Consider the following 17,732-nt stretch of genomic DNA (forward strand, 5'->3'; position numbering starts at 1 on the left):
AGGTTTTATATCCCTACCTGCCTTAATGGGGTATGCTTGATAAATAATTGACGAGAAAAATCAGCGAATAATTCGCAGCCTTTTTCCGTAACCCGAAAGGGTTCACTGATCTCTACTCCGTAATCGTCCTGCCAGATTCCCGGGATGAGATGAAAAGTCATATTGGGCTGCAGGATTGTCTTTTCCCCCGGGCGAAGACTGGCTGTGTGTTCGCCCCAGTCCGGAGGATAATTCAGCCCCATGGAGTATCCTATCCGTGAGTCCTTGATAAAGCCGCTTTTTTCGATGGTCTTTTTCCACACTTCTTCAATCTCTTCCCCGCATACTCCCGGTTTGACGAAATCAAGAGCAGCCTGAATTCCCTCAATAACCACACTGGACAAGTCCTTGACCTTTTGAGGAGGCTCTCCCAGAATCATGGTTCTGGCCAAAGGGGCATGGTAACGTTTATAGCACCCGGCCAGTTCCAATATCACTAAATCACCCTCTTCATATCTGCGGTCACTCCAGGTTAAATGGGGTGTTGATGTTCTCTCCCCGGAAGGCATCAACGGTACAATTGCCGGGTAATCCCCCCCGAATTCTTCCGTACCTGTCATCTGCGCGTAATAAACCTTTGCCGCAACATCACATTCCCTGACCCCGACTTGAACGGCATCCATAGCTGTCTGCATCACATTTTCCACGATCCGGGCAGCTCTTTTCATATAGGTGATTTCCCTGTCGGATTTTATGATCCTGACCCAATTGACAAGAAGATTGGCATCCCTAAAAGCTGCCTTAGGCAGACCTTTTTTCAAACTCTCGAAGCATTTTGCCGTAAAGTAATAGGTATCCATCTCCACCCCCACAGAACCTTCACCATACCCCATTTCCATTAAAACATTTGCTGCATAATCCATAGGATGTTTTACCGTCGAATGCACATAATCATCGGTATAGGCTCGAATGTTATCTGAGTCTAACCAAGTGGTAACTTTAGCCCCATTGGCATCCTGACCTCTCCCTATCCAGACAGGCTGTTCCCGGTCAATTAAAACAATCACTAATTGGTGAACATAGAAGGACCATCCGTCATAACCGGTCAGATAATTCATATTGGCGGGGTCCGTTACCAGCAAAACGCTGATGCCTTGGTCATTCATTCTCTTTTTCACATTTTCCAGGCGAGTTTGGTACTCAGATACTTCGAAATTTAACAATGCCCTCATCCTTTCAGCAACAAACTAGTTTTAATCATTGACCCTTATTCTTGTTTAACACCATGAGAATTTGTCGATTGTCGACAAAAGGTGAACGGGCAATAATCTCTCTCCAAACAAAAAGCAATGGCGCTTTAAACTACTCTTCAAGAGTCTCTAAGCGCCATTGCTTCCGTATATTATGAGGGACTTTTCTCCTGGTTCATCTTCTGATGAAATCTATGCATCTTGTCTATTAAGCCTGATTTTCTTCAACTGTTTCTTCCATTTTATAGGTCATAATATGGTTTCTCAGTGCCTTTTTACAGTTTTCTAAATCAGCCAACTGCAAATGGCGGATAATCTCATAATGATCTTTAGCCGTGACATCCAGATTACCAGTCAGCTGAGTGTCGATAACCATGGCCATCTGGAGCTGAACATTCAGATCATGTAAAACCTTTTCTCTTCTTTTACTGCCGGATTTTTCCCATAAGTAGCTGTGAAACTCCATGTCTTTTTGGTTCATCGCAACGATTTTATCGGTCTCTTCCCCCGAGCCTTCGGCAATCAGCTCCATATCCCTGACAATATTATTTAATTTGCCAAAGTCCGTCTCTGAGAGTTTGTTTTCTTTGACGATGATCTCCAGGACGCTGTTTTCCAAAAGAATTCGTATATCAAAAATTTCCCTGACATCCTCCAGCCCCATCCTGGCTACATAGTTACCTTTGCGAGGTATGGATTTCATCAGGCCCTGATTCTGTAATTCCCGAATTCCCTCTCTAACCGGAGCCCGGCTGATCCCCAGCTCTGCGGCCACATTAACCTCTGTGACATGGTCCCCCTCTTTATAATGTCCGGCAAGAATCTTGTTTTTTAAATAATCCACAACTAAAGAACTTAAATTGCCGGGCACGGTTCTTTTTTCCTCTCTCATAACAACCCCCTTCCGCTTTCCTGCTTATCAATCCTTTTATACCGTCTTAAAGCAGGTCTGGTAAGAGCTTCACATGTTAAACTTCTCCCCTCAGTCTAAAAAACCTTCTAATTATAATCTACCTTGATTATATCGAGGATTGATTAACATCTCTGCTCTATTACTTCAATGCATACAGGCAATCACGATAATGCTCTGTAAAACCCCTGATGTCTTCAGCCACTTGTCCTGGTTCTTCTTTTTCAATAATGATTCTCCGGAAGCAGTCGGCAATAAATTTCATGTCACCTTCCCTCATGCCATTCCTGGTTACCTCAGCAGTCCCAATGCGCAGTTCCCGGTCAAGCTGGCCAAAATCATCGGAGCACAAGATGTTAGCCTTCTCCAATTGCTTGGAGATTTCCAGACCGCTGCCGAAGTCACTGACATCGACAAGAATTAAATGAGTTTGGGAATAGCCCCTGGCGGAACCAATCACCCGGAAACCATCTTCCTCCATATACCTGCCTAAGGCTTGGGAATTCTTGATAACTTGAGTTCCGTACTCCTTTCCAAAGGCCTTCATTTCCAGCATGGCTACCGCCAAAGCGGGAAGCCGCTGCAAATGATGGCTGGTAACCAAGGAAGCCCCTAAGGTATTGCCGATTTTTTTATAGATTTCCCCGTCATTCGTGAGGATAAAGCCTCCCTGAGGTCCGGGAAAGGACTTATGAGTGCTGCCGATCATAACGTCAACTCCCTGCTGCAGGGGATTAGGAAATACCCCTCCGGCAATGAGACCGTTAACATGGGAAGAATCGTGAACCAGGATGATCCCTTCCCGAGAGGCAATTTCTTTTATCTCAGCAATGGGTTCCGGCCAAAGCATCCCTGATCCCCCAAAAATGATCATTTTGGGTTTTAAGTCATGAATCATCCGGAGCAATCCAGGCAGATCCACAGCTCGGTCTTCATCAAAAGGTATAAATTCCAGGCGGATGCTTTCCTGTAAATGGGAGGCCTCCCGCATCAGGGTCACCAATCCATGTCCCCAGTCCCTGAGATGTATCTCCAAAACCAGGTCATGGGGGGAAAGCAGACCCAGTACGGATGCTACCCCGGCAATATGTCCGCCTATGGGCCTCAGGTCCGCATAGGCGGCGCCAAAAACATCCTTGACTAAATCCTGGGTTTTCATTTCAAATTCATGAATATATTTGTTGCCCCGGTATTCCCGATTGGCGGGATCAGCCGTGGAATAACAGCCATAACGATTTCCGAAATCAGAGGTTAAATGATTGCGTACAGCGAGACTGGAACAGTTTTCTGAAGCAATTAAGTTTAAGCAGTTCTGCCGGTATAAGACATGGCGATTCACTAATTCATCAATTTCTGTGATGTTGCTAAACATTCCGCATTCTCCTTTATTCTCAAACCCCTGACCAGTTATAGTTTCCAACCCTTAAACCCTCACTTGCGGAACCTGCTTAAGAAGGAAATGGTCCGGGGATTTTGGGGGTTCTCGAAGAGTTGTTCAGGGGGGCCTTGTTCAATGATTTTACCATCCATAAAGATAACCCGGTCCGCAACTTCACGGGCGAAAGCCATTTCATGGGTGATTAAGAGCATGGTTGTGTTCCCTTCTGCAGCGATCTCTTTCAGAACCGTCAGGACTTCTCCCACCATTTCCGGATCAAGGGCTGATGTGACCTCATCGAAGACAATAACCTTGGGGCGCATGACTAAGGCACGAGCAATAGCAACACGTTGCTGCTGACCTCCGGAAAGCTGACGGGGATAATTGTCCAGCTTTTGACCTAACCCCACCTTCTCCAGCATTGCTATAGCTTGTTCCTTAGCTTCTTTTTTAGGAACGCCTAATACTTGCACGGGAGCCTCCATGACATTTCTTAGGATGGTCATATGGGGGAAGAGATTAAACTGCTGAAAGACCATACCCACATGACCGCGCACCTTATATAAATGTTTGGCATCAGCAGGCATTAAAGAGCCGTTGACGTTTTTATGCCATAGCTGATCGCCATTCACTTCGATAGTCCCGGCGGTGGGCTTTTCCAGGGTCACTAGCATGCGCCCCAAGGTGGTCTTCCCCGAACCGCTGGGGCCAATCACAGCTACTTTTTCACCGGGGGCAATGTCCAAATCGATTTTATCTAAGACATGAAGGTCGCCAAAGGACTTGGAGATACCGCGGTAACGAACCATGGGCTCAGATTTATTGACTTCAGCTTGAAGTTTCATCGCTTCATCCCTCCCTTTATCTGTTTCAGCGTTAAACGCTGAGATTTTCCATCATCATTTATAAGAGTTTAATTATAAGTTTTGGTTAAATTGTGCGTTCATTTGTTGAACAAGCAAGGACAGCAAATAACTCATAACTAAAAAAATTACACCTGCCATCGTAATGGGTTCCAAGTAGCGAAAGGAGTCGGCCCCAATAATCTTAGCCTTGCCTAATAATTCGATTAGAGTGATCGCTGAAAGTAAAGGAGTGTCCTTTAGTAAAGCAATTAAATAGTTGCCGAAAACGGGAATCATAGGTGGGATTGCCTGAGGAATAATGATTTTCAACCAAACATGACTGCGGGAAAAATTCAGGACACTGGCTGCCTCCCACTGACCCTTGGGAATGGAGTCAATGCCTGCCCGGTAGACCTCAGAAAGATAAGTGCTGTAATGAACTCCTAAGGTTAAAACCCCTGCTAAAAAGGGGGATAAAGCTAAGCCGAATTTCGGCAGCACATAAAAGACGAAAAATACTTGTGCCAGCAAAGGTGTGCTCCTGATAAATTCCACTCCGCCGCTGACCAGCCAAACAATGGGTTTTATTTTTGATCTTTTCAGGACTGCGATGAGCAAGCCTAAAAGGCAGCTTAAGAGAAAGGCCACAAAGGTAGCGCTGAGGGTAATCTGCAAGGACTTAAGTAATTTCGGCAAAAATGAAACTGTAAAATTCCAATCCCACATCTTTAAGCCCTCCCAACTGACATTTTTCGCTCTGCATACCGGACTCCCAGAGTAAGAGGATAGGCCAGGCAGAAATAGATGAGCAGTACCATTCCAAAAGTTTCTGTGGTTCGCAAGGTTGTGTTCTGCAGCATACTGGCCTGGAACATTAAATCATTTAAGGTAATTAAGGAAACTACCGCCGTTGCTTTTAACAGTTCAATCAGATAATTGCCAAAGGTAGGAATCATGATCAGAAAAGCCTGGGGCAGAATAATCCGCCACATAATTTGTCGGGGCTTCATATTTAAGACAATTCCCGTCTCTGTCTGCCCTTTGGGTATGGCCAGAATGGAACTGCGCACGACTTCCGAGCCATAAGCACCGAAGTGTAAGCCAAGAATCAGGATTCCTGCCTGCATGGCTGTTAAATTTACGTGAAAAAGGGGTAAGACAAAATACACCCAGAACAGCTGGACAAGAAGTGAAGTCCCCCGAAAGAACTCAGTATAGACCCCTGAGCAAATTCTGATCAGCTTCGATTGGGCTAACCGTCCAAAGCCCACAAGAAAGGAAACAAGGAAGGCTAAGACAGCAGATACTATGGTGAGTTCAATGGTTACTCCTGCCCCTCGCAAGAGAATAGGCAAAATATCAAATGGCGGGCTCATACCTGGGCTCCTCCTTTCATAGTCCTATGATGATGGGGCCTTGGGGCCGGCAGCCTCCATCCAGGTCTTTGGGCTTTGCGCCTGGGGGCCAGTGATTTCTTTCCCCTCCGGGGGAGGCTACCAGCCTTCGGGCCATGAATTAATCTCCCTTTACTTGGCCAAAACTTGTTCTACCGTTATACCTCCCGGCAAATTCTCTTCTGTGAAGCCAAAAGGTTTGATAATCTCCAGGAGTTCCCCGGATTTCTCCATAGCGGCCAGTTCTTTGTTATAGGCTTCCAGGAAATCTACGTCGGCTTTTCTGAGTACTGCTGCACCGTAGCCCACAACACTCTTGCCGTCAATAACAGGCTGAGTAAACTCTTTAACCCGTTCAATACCGGAGTCCTTAGCCGTATCTAAGACGGATTGCAGGGCCGGTCCCGACATTGTGATGACATTAACCCGGCCGGACTGTAAAGCCGCCAGAGCTGAGGGCTGATCCGGAACCGAAACAATCTGGGAATCTTTCACACCGATAGCCGTCAGTTCTTTAATCTCCGCTGATCCGGACATTGCCCCAACCTTAACCTGGGCATTAGCGGCGATATCCTCATAACTGTGTAAGTTCAAAGGATTTCCTGCCTTCACGGCAATACCTTCCCCAATTTGATAATCCGGATTTGCAAAGTTAACTTGCTTAGCCCGGTCGGCATTAATCCACATGCCGGCAGTTATCATATCGAAGCGATTAGCATTTAAGCCTGGAATAAGAGAACCAAACTCCGTCAACACACCATTCATCTCATTAATCCCTAATTTTTTGAGTATTGCCCGAGAGACTTCAACGGCTTCACCCGTTAGTTTTCCATCTGGAGTGGCGTATGCATAAGGAGCTTCATTGGCAAATCCTACGGTAATATACCCTTGCTGTTTTGCTTTTTCTAAGGTCGATGCCTCTTTAGGAGCAGGATTGTCTGACTTTGCTGCGGAACCGCACCCAACCAAGCTTACTGCCAAAATGAACACACTGAGAGTCGTCAAAATTACCGATCGTTTCTTCATTTTTTTTCTCCTCCTCTGTTAATTTAGTTTGTCCCTTTTTAATGATTGTCGATTGTCGACAATGTCCGGGTAAAAAATTTGGCCTGAGCCTTGTGATCCATGCAAAACAAAATGGTGCTTCGAGCTACTCTTATGAGTATCCTCAAAGCACCATTGCTTGCATAATTAATTTTGCTGAATGTTTTAGGTTGTGCACACCTTATGTTTGACATTTTAATCGATTATAAGTCAGAATGCAACACTTTTATTTAACTGAATCTTGTATACCTAAGGAGTTATATAACACCTTCCTCAAGACCGCTCTCGTAAATATTTCGAATCATTACTCCGGGTCCTGAATGGATAAGTTCTTGACTTCAGGGCATTAGAGAAAAAAAATGCAAATCATCTCATCGATACAATGGCCGCAGGCCCCCTTGCTTCTTTGCTTGACGCCCCCAATATTTCTTATACTAACAGCCTCATAGTCAAAATCGAAACCCCATAGCTCCTTATTGACTGATAAAGGGCAAGACGCACAGAGCACTGCGATACTGCTTTCCGAAAGAACTTTGCATGCCTCATCAAATCAACGTTTTTTGACGGGTACCTTACAAATAACCCGAAGCAGTGTACCTCATCTAAAAATCACCTTCAAAGGCCCGACCACATATTCTATCCATATATGGATAAAGGATGGAAAACCGAGATGAATAATGTGGTCAACGAACGTACGCCCCTCGTGATTGCAGCTGAGATTAACATGCTTAAAGATCACACCCATAAAACCGTGCTTATCAACTCCGTCGAGATCGGCCGGCGTCTGACAGAAGCCAAGGCTTTACTCAATCATGGGGAATGGGGCCAGTGGCTGAAAGAATCGGTCAATTACTCCCAAAGCACCGCCACCAGACTCATGCAAATCTATAAGGAGTACGGCCCCAAACTCCTCGACGTTTCCGAAGGAAACAACAGCTCAAATTATGCAGCGCTGCACAATTTGACTTACACCCAAGCCCTTATTCTCTTAGGTCTCCCGGAAGAAGAGCGGGAGAAATTCGTAGAAGACAATGCCATTGAAAATATGTCCACCCGGGAGCTGCAGCAAACAGTCAGCGAAAAGAACCAGGCGATTGAGGACAGAAATCAGGCCCAAGCAGAAAAATCTCAGGCCATTGAGGAGAAAGAAAGCCTTAAAAAAGAGCTGGACGGCAAAGACAGGGAAATTGCCCGATTAAGCAACCAGACCCAAGATCTGGAGAAACAGGTGGATGACTTTAAACTAAAGTATCAAAAGGAGCTTGATAAAGTCGCTGAAAAGCAGCCGGCACTGAAAGAAATTACAGAAGCGGCTCCCTCAGCCGAGAAAATCAGCGAGCTGGAAGAACAACTCAAAACGGCACAGGCCAAAAACTCCAGCATACCCTACGACGCCCAATTTTCCATTCACCGCGAAAACATCCGCAAGACTTTTGAAGAGCTGCTAAGAAGTCTTACCGCCTTAGACAAAATAGACCCGAAACAAAAAGAAATAAACCGGGCAGCTGCCCAGGAAATGCTGCAAAACATGGTTAATATGCTAAAAGAATGGCCTCCCGCTATCAAATTTACGAATTAATAATTAAGATCTTGCACCGTTCATGCTAAGACCTTCATCGTCTTCTTCAGCACAAACGATGGCAGAGGCTCCCTCAGTTTCCACAGAATACTGATGGGTGCCGATTCCACCGTCGTCCGGCTTTGAGACTGTCAATGAATGAGTTCCTGGTAAAGCCGCTGATCCTTAATAGCCCAATATATCCCCTCTCCTTATACAAATACAATTAAAAAAGAAGAGGCATATAACCCCTCCTTGTCTAGTTTTTATTAAATTATATATAGAATGTGAAAAGATCCCCGACTTGTAGAGGTCTTAGAATGCATCAAGTCTCATACTTAAACTTTTCGCTCTTTTTTTGTTTTGTTTTTCATTATACTCAAAACCATTTTTTAAATAAAAATCAGGTGTATCTGTTCGTTCAGTAATATCAGCATCAACAGCAATAAATCTACACCCTACACCAGATTCATTTATTTTCTCTAATAATCCCATACTTAGCCATAACATAAATGAACCATAAGGCAAATCTTTATAGTTTATATCAACTGCAAGTTTACCGATTTTCATAGATGGCACAGAATTAAAGGGAATATCCAATTTCTCTTTCTCTTTTTCTTCTGGATCTAACAAAAAAGAGTCGGTATTCAAAGCCATGTAGGCAATGATATCACCATTTTGTTTATTAATTAATAATTTAACTTGACATATGTTTTCTTGTATATAATATTTTGCATCATTAGTAAGAAATGAATTATAATCCTCTGAACCACAATTAAAATCCCCGAGTCTATAACCCGGGGAATAATTGACAAGCTCCACCATAGGTAAAATATTTTCAAATTCTTCTTCTTTGTAAAACATTATTTTGAAATACTCAACAAAGCTTTTAAAGCTTTCTGTCTCATATCTTTATTATTATCTGGTTTTTTAAGATCAGTCACCAATTTAACCAGATCCTGACCTTTTAAAATTGGTGTAGGAGCTATTGCTGTAGCCATAAATTTTTCCTCCTCTACAAACCCAGATAGATGCTTGTCCTTATACATATCTTATCACCTTCCAATTGGATATACAATAATTAGTATGCCCAAATTCACCAAAAAAGAAGGGAATAATTATGGTTATATGTTGTATTCAAATAAGCTTACTGTAGCATTTAATTTATTTGAATTAATAGCTCAACTTTCGCACCGCGGTTATAAAATAAGATATCATGCCCACCATTACAAGACGAATAGAAAATTGGTTTCCTGCCTGTTTGGGTGTTTTTTATGAAGATCGGATTGTGGGTTTTATCTTAATTACGAATCAACCCAATAGTATTAACTCCATATAAACGAACTGCGACTTCATTCTTCTGGGGCAATCCAAATTTTGCGGTTCGATCATGAAGTAGTCTTGATCATGTCCCAACTGTCGATATGCTCGGCAGTTGGGCTTTTTACGTACAAAACTTCCGATTGCGCCCTTTGAGAACCGTCCCCTGTACCCTCGGTTCTCACTGCCAATCTTCCCTGACTTGGAGGTATAACGCAAACAGATAATTTTCAACCTCATCGAAATGCTCATAGGCTAAGTCCACACCTAGCAAAGGGAAGAGGATGCCGGCCACTTGTCTGGCAATATTCTCTCGATCAGCTTGGGACAAGGAAGCTCGCCTAATCATATAGGTATTTAATAATTCCCACTCACGTATCCCAATCTTTTGTTTGGACCATTCATTGAGATCCAGGGCAATCTGCTGGGTATTCAGTCTGCGTTCAATCACCTTCTCCAGGGGATTGTTTTTCTTTTTTCGCTTAGATTTAGGTTGATAGATTACCAATGTTCCGGCTGCAAGATCACCAATGCGTTTGTGTCGGGAGTGCAAGAAGATCATGATTATTCCCAAGAGAAAAAGGACCGGCAGAAAATCGATGATTCGGAAAAGGTTGCGGACGGCTGACGCCAGAAAGGTGATCGACTGGCCATTATCTTGAATAACCTTAATCCCTACTATCATCTTTCCCGGAGTTCGGCCGGAACTGAAAAACTCGAAGAAAACGAAGTAACCCCACAATAATAGAAACAGCAGAACAATCATAATCGCCGTGAGATAGCTGGAGGCGGCCTCAGACAAGGGATCTGTATTAGGATAAGCCTCGCTAAATTTGATTAAACTGAAGGTTATACCAACATTGATCAAGATCAGAATAACCCAATCAATAATATTGGCGCTGGCCCGGCTACCGAGCCCCGCAATCTTAAAATTGATGGAAACCTGTTCTGGCGTCGTGATATGTACTTGATTAAGGCTCATGGTGAATGGCTCCTTTGTCCAATTTGTCGAGTCAACGAGTCAAGTGAGCTTTTAATTTCTACTTGGTTCTGGGAGTGGTATACTTATTTTAGAAGAGAATCAAGAAGTTGGTGTTCAAATGGATTTGAAAGCATTTATGAAACAACATGCTCAAGATTGGGACCTCTTGGAACAGTCCTTAAAAGAGCTTTCCAAAGGAAAACGAGCGCTGACTGCAGAGCGTGTGGATTATTTCCAAATGTCATATCAAAAAGCTGTCAACCATCTTTCCTTTAGTCAAACCTATTTTCCCGAGGAAGAAGTAACCATTTACCTCAATGACTTAGTGGCTAAAGCCCATAATCTTCTCTACCGTGATCAAGGGACAACCAGCTTATCTCAGCTGAAACATTTCTTTGGTAGTACTTTTATCCATCTAATGATAGAACAACGGAGATTTGTCTGGACTGCCTTCATCTTATTCTTAATCGGAGGGCTGGGAGGATTCCTGGCGGTGATCACTGATCCATTGCATCTTTATTCAGTGTTGCCGGGGGAGATTGCGAAACATGTGGATCCTGATCAATTAGGTCAGCATGGGATCGTCGATTCAGCCGGAATATCTGCCCAGATTATGACCAATAACATTCAGGTGGCCCTTCTCGCCTTTGTCGGGGGTATTACTCTCGGAGCTTTTACAGTATATTTATTGATTAAGAACGGTATTATGATTGGAGCCTTGGCCGCAGTGTTCTGGCAGCACGGCAAGTTCTATGATTTCTGGGCCTACATTGTTCCCCACGGCATGATTGAATTAACCGCGATTTTTATAGCGGGGGGGGCTGGATTATTGATGGGTTATCGCATTTTGGTGCCGGGTCAATATTCACGAACCTTCCAATTAAAACGGCAGGCCTTACGTTCAGTTCAGCTTTTTTTGGGTACAATTCCCCTGTTTATTGTCGCGGGCATTATAGAAGGGTATATCACTCCCGCCCAAATTTCCCTGGAGGCTAAGTATGCTTTTTCTTTGTTCACAGTAATTGGGCTCGTTGTGTATGTATGGCTGGGGGGACGAGGGAGAAAACAGTCTCCGTCCCCTACAGGATTCCACGATTAATAATATCGATATAATGGGACACGGCTTGTGCAGCAAGTTGTTCCTCAGGAACGTCTAACATCTGAATGCCCATCCGTCCCCAGCGTCGAAGGGACCGTTTTTTGTAGAGCACTTCTTTTTGGGCGATGCTTTTAATCATTGCCCGTTGCGTAGTGTGGGGCTCAGTCCGGAGCCATTTGGCAACCATTGGATCATGAATACCCAACAACAAAAAATGGTGTTTGCGGCGTACCCTTTGCAGGTAGAAGGGCGGGGTTTCTTCCAGCAAAAATGGGTCCAGATCACTAAACAAGAGCAGGAAACCCTGTCTTTTCTGGACAGTTTCTAAATGTTGAAAAGCCTGAGCATAATTCGATTCGACTGGATCAACTTGCAGGGTGTAAACCTCTTGCAGGATGGTACGTAAATAGGCAATGCCTTTGCCTGGTGGTACATAAGCTTTTATGACATTAGAAAAAGCGAGGACGGAAACATAGTCCCCCTGCTTAAGGGCCACTGCCGCTACGCTGAGGGCGGCTTCGAAGGCGCGTTCCAATTTATTTCCTTGGCTTAATTCCACACCCATGGTTCGCCCGCAGTCCAGGAGAATGGTAATGTATTTTCCATGTTCCGGCTCATAAATATTGGTCATCAGTTCTGAGAGTTTGGCGGTTTGACGCCAGTTAATTTTTCGCGGGTCATCACCGGGCATATAAGTTCGGATCTGGGTAAATTCTCCGCTCCCTATCCGGTTTCGTTTGGCCTTGGATCCATGATCAACGAGAGATTTTTGAGCCGTTGCTAAACCCCCCCGAACCTGTGATAGATCAGGAATGACTCGAACCTTAGTGATGGCAGGAAAAACGACCTGCTTCTCCCAAAGCGCAAGGTTGGCCGTCAAGCGAAAAAAGACTTTATCCAGCACATAATCCCCTCGAATCAACGCTTGGGAAGCGTAGCTCAACTCCAGGGTTTGACCGCTGGGTATTTCGCCTATCAGGGGAAAAGGATTCAGAAACGACGGCGGCAGATTGTCAATCAAGCGAAACTTAATAGCTGATTTGGAGTTATTTGCGAGCTGTAGAGCCACCGCAAACTCTTGCCCGCGCTCAAGGTCCGCCTTGGCGATGCGAACACATACGAGTTGACTCCTACGGGGGAGTAACCATAGGTCCAGGAGGCTTGCTAAAACAAGAAGACTATTGAGTCCCAAAAAGGCAATCCATCCTAATCCCCTATACGCTGCCAGAGAGATAGGCAGTGCACAAACAAGTACTAAACCGATTAATTTTCGCGTCGGCAAAATCCCTTTATCGCGGAACAGGTGTCGAGTCCACAACGTCTTGGATAATTTGATCACTCGTTCCACCCTCCAATTCCATATGGGGTGCCAGAATTATCCGATGTCTTAAGGCTGGACGAACAACTAGTTTGACATCGTCGGGGGTTACATAATCTCGTCCCTGAATAAATGCCCATGCCTTACAGGACTCTGCCAGGGAGATTCCCGCTCTAGGACTGGCACCCAAACGGATCAAGTCATATTCCCGGGTTTTTCGGACAATCTGCGCAATATAATCGATAATTGAGTCGTCAATATTGACCAGGCGGACATCATCCCGCAGTTGTTTAAAATCGGCCAGTTCTAAGATCGGAGGTATTTCCTCCGAGACTCTATGATCGACTAAGGAGCTTTTCAGTAAGTGTTTTTCTGCAGTAAGGTTGGGATAGTCAATCAGTAGTTTAAAGGAAAACCGGTCTTGTTGGGCCTCGGGTAGAGGATAGGTCCCTTCAAACTCTATCGGGTTTTGAGTGGCCACGACAAAGAAAGGGTCTGGCAGAAGAAGTGTCTCACCGTGAATCGTGACCTGCTTCTCCTCCATGGCTTCCAAGAGCGCAGCTTGGGCTTTAGGAGGGGTACGGTTGATCTCATCCCCCAATAAAAGGTTCGTGAAAACGGGTCCTCGCATAATCTCGAATTGTCCAGTCTTGAGGTTGAAAATTGTACTGCCGGTGATATCACTGGGCAGTAAATCGGGGGTAAACTGAACACGCCGGAAATCTCCGCCGATCATTTGGGCAAGCACACGAACCATTTTTGTCTTCCCGGTTCCGGGAGCCCCTTCCAGCAGAACGTGCCCACTGGCCAAGAAAGCAGTTAACAGGAGGGCTAGATTATGGGTTTGGCCGAATAGTTGTTGTTCATAGCTAGCTAATAGTTTCTGTATTGATCCATTCACCGACGTTCAACCTCTTTCTGCATATCGTCTAGGAACTTTGACCATTTAAGAAAAAGCTTAAGAGAAATTTTATCAGGATTGGCCTTTTTCAGTTCACTCCAAGTTTGGAGCCCCTGTTGTTGTTTAGCCATCGGCAGTCGCTGTAAGGTGGCTTCAATAAACTCTGACCCACTCAGGTTTGCCTGGATACCCCATCGTTCCTGGACAGCATGACGGAGGAATTCATCTTGAATCTCTAAGGACTCTTTGTAAAACTTTCCTCTCTCATACCAAGCTGCCAGGGCCCGAATTCGTTCGTCCCCAAAGCGAACCACCCATTCCCGAGGGGTTCGGATAGATCCGAATCGCTTTCCTTTATACCAGAGCCACAATAAAAAACTAATAAGGCCCTGAGTTAATAAGAGCACAAACCACTCAGGATAGACCCCCAGACCACTTGGGGAATTACTATGGACGAATTCATTAACCCAGATCACTTGGGGATCAGCCCGAACTATAAAAGGCAGCACTAACTGCAAATGGTCTTCTTGAAGGATCAGGCTGTTGGTTAACCATTCAGGGGCTAGCAGAACCATTAACTCCCCTTGCCCGTAGACGCGGGATAAGGCAATGATCCCCTGCTGGTCTTTAAGTAAAACATGATCTTCCGATTCTGCCTCCAGTCGCACAGTGGTTTCAAGTGTGGCGAGATGGGTACCCTTCCATTCCTCGAAGCCTTCTACTGAGGAGTGTAGGTTCGCTTCTTGGTTGATATCTACGTTTGTATCCGGATTTGCAGCAGGGTCTATGAGTGACGTCTCTAAATGGAATAACCCTTTTGGATTGCGGTCAAGGAGCCAGAGCTGATTTCCTGCTTCCATCCATTTAATCCACTGTTCAAGCTGGCTACTATTAAAGGGAGTAGAAGGCTCCACGATAATCATCAATTGGCGGGAGGTCAAGAAAGGCAGGGTCTGGGCAGGCTTTTGCCATGTTTCTACTTGAGGAAATTCTTTTTCAAGCAGAGTATAGAAGGCTTTTATCCCGGAGGGAGAAGGGGACTCTGTCACATACTTGGGATATTGGGTTGGGCCTTGGGGCAAGAAGGCTATCCCCAGACCAATAAACAGACCAATCCCCAGAAAAACGCCGACCCAAATCCGTGAGGTTTGATTCTGATAGAACTGCTTGGCGCTCACTTGCTATCCCCCTCGTGGATCCACTTATCGACTTGATTGTGGGAAAGCCAATAATCGTCCTTGGTGATAGGCCGACCGCCGTACATCGCTTCCTCAAATTTTATGGCCAGGGAGTAAAAGGAATCGGCTTGTTGGGCAGAGCGATCCTTCAATTCAACGTAGTACTCCCAATTCGTTTTCCAGGTCTTAGCAACAATTCTCTGATTTTGATCTAAATAGATAATCAACCCCAAGAAAAGATTGCGCAGGGCTGAATGATAGTTCCCCTCTTGGGCAAGTCTGTGGGCCTCCCTCAGATGATCATGGGCAGTGAAAGCCTGTCCCTGGAACATGCTTATCTGATCTAAATGAATCCGACCCTGGCGGACGAATCTAGAGATGAAGAGAAACAGAAGCACTAGAAGAAGGACAGTCCCTAAGGTAGCAATCCCATAAGAAAGCCACGCCGAGGTGCTTTTCGCAACATCGGTATGAGGGAAAAGATTCTGGAGCATCTGGTGAAGCCAATTTTTCAGTTCATCAAATAAGCCCTGAAAGAGACTTTTACTTTCCTGGGTATAAACTTGGTACTCCTGAGTGACTAAGATTTTATGTAATTCTTCTCGAAAGGTGTCTAGGGGCTTCAAGCGATCCCATCCTTCTTTGGCAAGTTCGATATTCGGTTTATGATTAGTTATTGGTTATTGGTTGTAGTTGTTAGTTATTTGAATATCGGATTTAGCTTTCTGGCTTAGTTTCAACTAACTCAATGGAACTGCCGGATTTCGTTGTCTTTGAATAGGTTTCGATCATCCCTTGCAGATCCATCGCCTCATTGCGCACACGTAAATCAAAATAGATTACGGCATAGGCGATGTAGCTCACCATCGAAATTATTAACGTGACAAGGCTAAACAGGACAGAGGCAAGGACGCTGTTTCCTAAAAAGAAATGAACAGCCAATTGAATGACTGCCGATAGGATTGCCACCAAGATCATGAGGACAATATATAAACCGACTAAACGCCAAACATTACCCCGTGTCAGGCTCCAGCTTTTCCTTAAACCAGGGGATACCTTCTCAAAGACTATGGCAGCGAAAAAGAAGCTCCAGCGGGTCAGAAGAAAGAGACAAATACAAAAGGCGCAAATACTGAGCAGGATAATCACTACTAAATGACTCCCGAAACCTGCGAATAATCCACCAAAACCAAGTATGAGGGCAAACATAATAAGTCCATATACAATACACCCGCCGAGCAGCGCCCAGCACCTTGAAAATGCGCGTTTAAGGATGGAGGAGATATTCAAGGGCTCTTTCTTTCTAATCTGATCTGTGGCAATGATTAACGAGGCATAGGTTATTGGGGCAACTATAAATGCCCATAAGATACTATAGATTACGTCAAACATCCCGCCTGTGGTACCCGTTTGCTGAAGGCTCTCCAGGAAAGAGGCCATTCCTTGGCCACTTCTTGGCGCTCGTAGAAAGGGAGTACCAGCCAAGCTTTGGCCAACACTTTGCAGTAGTTCAAGGGGGCCTGAAAAAATGAACAATAACAAAAATAGCCTGGAGAAATTATCCTTAATAATCCGAAAAGTCACATCCAAGATTTCTCCGAAGGAAAGCGGTTTTTCAACCCTTTGGTGTTCCATGTCTTTTCCTCATTTCATAAGTATTTCTGGCTAAGGCAATGCACAATAATTTGTCCAAGTATATTGTACATCCCTTTGGTATTTTGTGCCAGTATTAGGAGCATACAAGGGGGCTTTCGAGGTTAATGAAGTCATATCGTACACACAGCGGGACAGATCCATTGTTCTACATTATTGATCAACTCTACAAGCACATAATTACTTTGTTTGACCATGTATTATCATTAAGGACTTTCTGAGTGCTGAGTTAGTCATCCAGTAAAACTAATTATTACCATTTTTCATGATTCAACATCCTTTCAATCTCACCTTCTAAATGGATATAAATGGGCATACTATTATTGAATAACCCTTTGGCAGGTGATATGATATGGACAAAGATAAGAAAAATAGTATTACTGAGGAGGGGAAAGCCATGGCTACTCCTTTAAGCAAAAAGGAAGAAACAATTAAAGAAAAGTTAGATAGAATTAGTACTAAAGCTTCTGTCCTTACTGGAAAAGACGGTATGATCGAACTTGATCCTAATAATCCCCAACATAAAGAGTGGTTTGAAGATGATAAATGTAAAGGGAATTAACGTCCTATGCCTGATTCAAAAGATATTTATTTAGTTCGAATTTACTACAAAGGGCAATTAGGAGCTTTCAAATCCAGACCTGTGCTAGTCATAAATAATCTTGGCAATGGATTGGTTACTATTGTAGAAATTACGTCAGTTCCTCCAAAAAAGCCTCCCTCTCACTATGATAAATTTAAAGAGCCCATAATAAGATGGGCTGTTTACGGTTTGGCTAATCCTTCATTTATTAAATGTAAAAATATCCACAACATCGAAACATCAAGACTTTTTCAGAAAATCGGCATTATTGATGATGACGAGTTTATGCATATAATTGAACAAATAGATTTATATAACTAGACCTCAAAGGAGGTCTTTT

At 44.2% G+C, this 17,732-nt stretch carries 20 protein-coding genes; 4 read left to right on the top strand and 16 right to left on the bottom strand.

The window, feature by feature from the left end:
- Nucleotides 1-5: 5 nt before the first annotated feature.
- The 7 genes from DESMER_RS16120 to ehuB all read right to left on the bottom strand — a co-directional run bounded on the left by DESMER_RS16120 (nucleotide 6) and on the right by ehuB (nucleotide 6,782).
- Nucleotides 6-1,202 carry a M24 family metallopeptidase gene (locus tag DESMER_RS16120; protein WP_014904134.1) on the bottom strand — a complete coding sequence of 399 codons (1,197 nt, stop codon included), beginning with the start codon at nucleotides 1,200-1,202 and terminating at the stop codon, nucleotides 6-8.
- Between the two features lie 235 nt (nucleotides 1,203-1,437).
- Nucleotides 1,438-2,121, bottom strand: coding sequence for a GntR family transcriptional regulator (locus DESMER_RS16125; protein ID WP_014904135.1), 684 nt, complete (start codon nucleotides 2,119-2,121; stop codon nucleotides 1,438-1,440).
- A gap of 160 nt (nucleotides 2,122-2,281) precedes the next feature.
- A complete protein-coding gene (locus DESMER_RS16130; protein ID WP_014904136.1) occupies nucleotides 2,282-3,511 on the bottom strand; it encodes an aminotransferase class I/II-fold pyridoxal phosphate-dependent enzyme in 1,230 nt (409 codons plus the stop codon).
- Between the two features lie 59 nt (nucleotides 3,512-3,570).
- The gene (ehuA, locus tag DESMER_RS16135; protein WP_014904137.1) at nucleotides 3,571-4,362 is read right to left on the bottom strand and encodes an ectoine/hydroxyectoine ABC transporter ATP-binding protein EhuA; all 792 of its coding nucleotides are present in this window, start codon (nucleotides 4,360-4,362) and stop codon (nucleotides 3,571-3,573) included.
- Between the two features lie 72 nt (nucleotides 4,363-4,434).
- Nucleotides 4,435-5,088: an ectoine/hydroxyectoine ABC transporter permease subunit EhuD gene (gene ehuD, locus DESMER_RS16140; protein ID WP_014904138.1), complete on the bottom strand. Its 654-nt coding sequence runs from the start codon at nucleotides 5,086-5,088 to the stop codon at nucleotides 4,435-4,437.
- 2 nt (nucleotides 5,089-5,090) lie between these two features.
- Nucleotides 5,091-5,738 (bottom strand): ectoine/hydroxyectoine ABC transporter permease subunit EhuC, encoded by a 648-nt coding sequence (gene ehuC / locus DESMER_RS16145; protein WP_014904139.1) that lies wholly within the window; start codon nucleotides 5,736-5,738, stop codon nucleotides 5,091-5,093.
- Nucleotides 5,739-5,888: 150 nt separating this feature from the next.
- A complete protein-coding gene (gene ehuB, locus DESMER_RS16150; RefSeq protein WP_014904140.1) occupies nucleotides 5,889-6,782 on the bottom strand; it encodes an ectoine/hydroxyectoine ABC transporter substrate-binding protein EhuB in 894 nt (297 codons plus the stop codon).
- Between the two features lie 688 nt (nucleotides 6,783-7,470).
- On the opposite strand from ehuB, the gene DESMER_RS16155 reads away from it, so the two are divergent.
- Nucleotides 7,471-8,379 (top strand): DUF3102 domain-containing protein, encoded by a 909-nt coding sequence (locus DESMER_RS16155; protein ID WP_014904141.1) that lies wholly within the window; start codon nucleotides 7,471-7,473, stop codon nucleotides 8,377-8,379.
- Nucleotides 8,380-8,382: 3 nt separating this feature from the next.
- Here DESMER_RS16155 and DESMER_RS24765 read toward each other — a convergent pair whose 3' ends face one another.
- From DESMER_RS24765 to DESMER_RS16170, 4 genes are all read right to left on the bottom strand, one after another.
- The gene (locus DESMER_RS24765; protein WP_282433026.1) at nucleotides 8,383-8,514 is read right to left on the bottom strand and encodes a hypothetical protein; all 132 of its coding nucleotides are present in this window, start codon (nucleotides 8,512-8,514) and stop codon (nucleotides 8,383-8,385) included.
- Between the two features lie 159 nt (nucleotides 8,515-8,673).
- Nucleotides 8,674-9,222, bottom strand: a complete 549-nt coding sequence (locus DESMER_RS16160; protein ID WP_014904142.1) for a hypothetical protein — start codon at nucleotides 9,220-9,222, stop codon at nucleotides 8,674-8,676.
- Nucleotides 9,222-9,359, bottom strand: coding sequence for a hypothetical protein (locus DESMER_RS24040; protein ID WP_169315539.1), 138 nt, complete (start codon nucleotides 9,357-9,359; stop codon nucleotides 9,222-9,224). Before DESMER_RS24040 ends, DESMER_RS16160 begins: the two co-directional genes overlap by 1 nt.
- Before the next feature lie 500 nt (nucleotides 9,360-9,859).
- Nucleotides 9,860-10,660 carry an RDD family protein gene (locus DESMER_RS16170; RefSeq protein WP_014904144.1) on the bottom strand — a complete coding sequence of 267 codons (801 nt, stop codon included), beginning with the start codon at nucleotides 10,658-10,660 and terminating at the stop codon, nucleotides 9,860-9,862.
- A 118-nt stretch (nucleotides 10,661-10,778) separates the two neighbouring features.
- Here DESMER_RS16170 and DESMER_RS16175 point away from each other — a divergent pair, with 118 nt between their 5' ends.
- On the top strand, nucleotides 10,779-11,759 hold the full coding sequence (locus DESMER_RS16175) for a stage II sporulation protein M (protein WP_014904145.1): 981 nt from the start codon (nucleotides 10,779-10,781) through the stop codon (nucleotides 11,757-11,759).
- On the opposite strand, the gene DESMER_RS16180 is transcribed toward DESMER_RS16175, so the two are convergent.
- The 5 genes from DESMER_RS16180 to DESMER_RS16200 all read right to left on the bottom strand — a co-directional run bounded on the left by DESMER_RS16180 (nucleotide 11,740) and on the right by DESMER_RS16200 (nucleotide 16,791).
- Complete coding sequence (locus tag DESMER_RS16180; RefSeq protein ID WP_014904146.1) at nucleotides 11,740-13,098, bottom strand: DUF58 domain-containing protein; 1,359 nt, start codon at nucleotides 13,096-13,098, stop codon at nucleotides 11,740-11,742. The genes DESMER_RS16175 and DESMER_RS16180 overlap by 20 nt on opposite strands.
- A complete protein-coding gene (locus DESMER_RS16185; protein WP_014904147.1) occupies nucleotides 13,049-13,978 on the bottom strand; it encodes an AAA family ATPase in 930 nt (309 codons plus the stop codon). The genes DESMER_RS16180 and DESMER_RS16185 overlap by 50 nt, the downstream gene beginning before the upstream one ends.
- Nucleotides 13,975-15,156 (bottom strand): DUF4350 domain-containing protein, encoded by a 1,182-nt coding sequence (locus DESMER_RS16190; protein ID WP_014904148.1) that lies wholly within the window; start codon nucleotides 15,154-15,156, stop codon nucleotides 13,975-13,977. The genes DESMER_RS16185 and DESMER_RS16190 overlap by 4 nt, the downstream gene beginning before the upstream one ends.
- Nucleotides 15,153-15,782, bottom strand: a complete 630-nt coding sequence (locus DESMER_RS16195) for a DUF4129 domain-containing protein (RefSeq protein WP_014904149.1) — start codon at nucleotides 15,780-15,782, stop codon at nucleotides 15,153-15,155. Before DESMER_RS16195 ends, DESMER_RS16190 begins: the two co-directional genes overlap by 4 nt.
- 91 nt (nucleotides 15,783-15,873) lie before the next feature.
- On the bottom strand, nucleotides 15,874-16,791 hold the full coding sequence (locus tag DESMER_RS16200; RefSeq protein ID WP_014904150.1) for a DUF7847 domain-containing protein: 918 nt from the start codon (nucleotides 16,789-16,791) through the stop codon (nucleotides 15,874-15,876).
- Nucleotides 16,792-17,161: 370 nt separating this feature from the next.
- Between DESMER_RS16200 and DESMER_RS16205 the strand changes: the two genes are divergently transcribed.
- Nucleotides 17,162-17,371, top strand: a complete 210-nt coding sequence (locus DESMER_RS16205) for a hypothetical protein (protein ID WP_014904151.1) — start codon at nucleotides 17,162-17,164, stop codon at nucleotides 17,369-17,371.
- A 6-nt stretch (nucleotides 17,372-17,377) separates the two neighbouring features.
- Nucleotides 17,378-17,713: a type II toxin-antitoxin system PemK/MazF family toxin gene (locus tag DESMER_RS16210; RefSeq protein WP_014904152.1), complete on the top strand. Its 336-nt coding sequence runs from the start codon at nucleotides 17,378-17,380 to the stop codon at nucleotides 17,711-17,713.
- The last annotated feature ends 19 nt before the right edge of the window (nucleotides 17,714-17,732 follow it).

The sequence above is a fragment of the Desulfosporosinus meridiei DSM 13257 genome (assembly GCF_000231385.2).
Taxonomy (GTDB): Bacteria; Bacillota; Desulfitobacteriia; order Desulfitobacteriales; family Desulfitobacteriaceae; genus Desulfosporosinus; species Desulfosporosinus meridiei.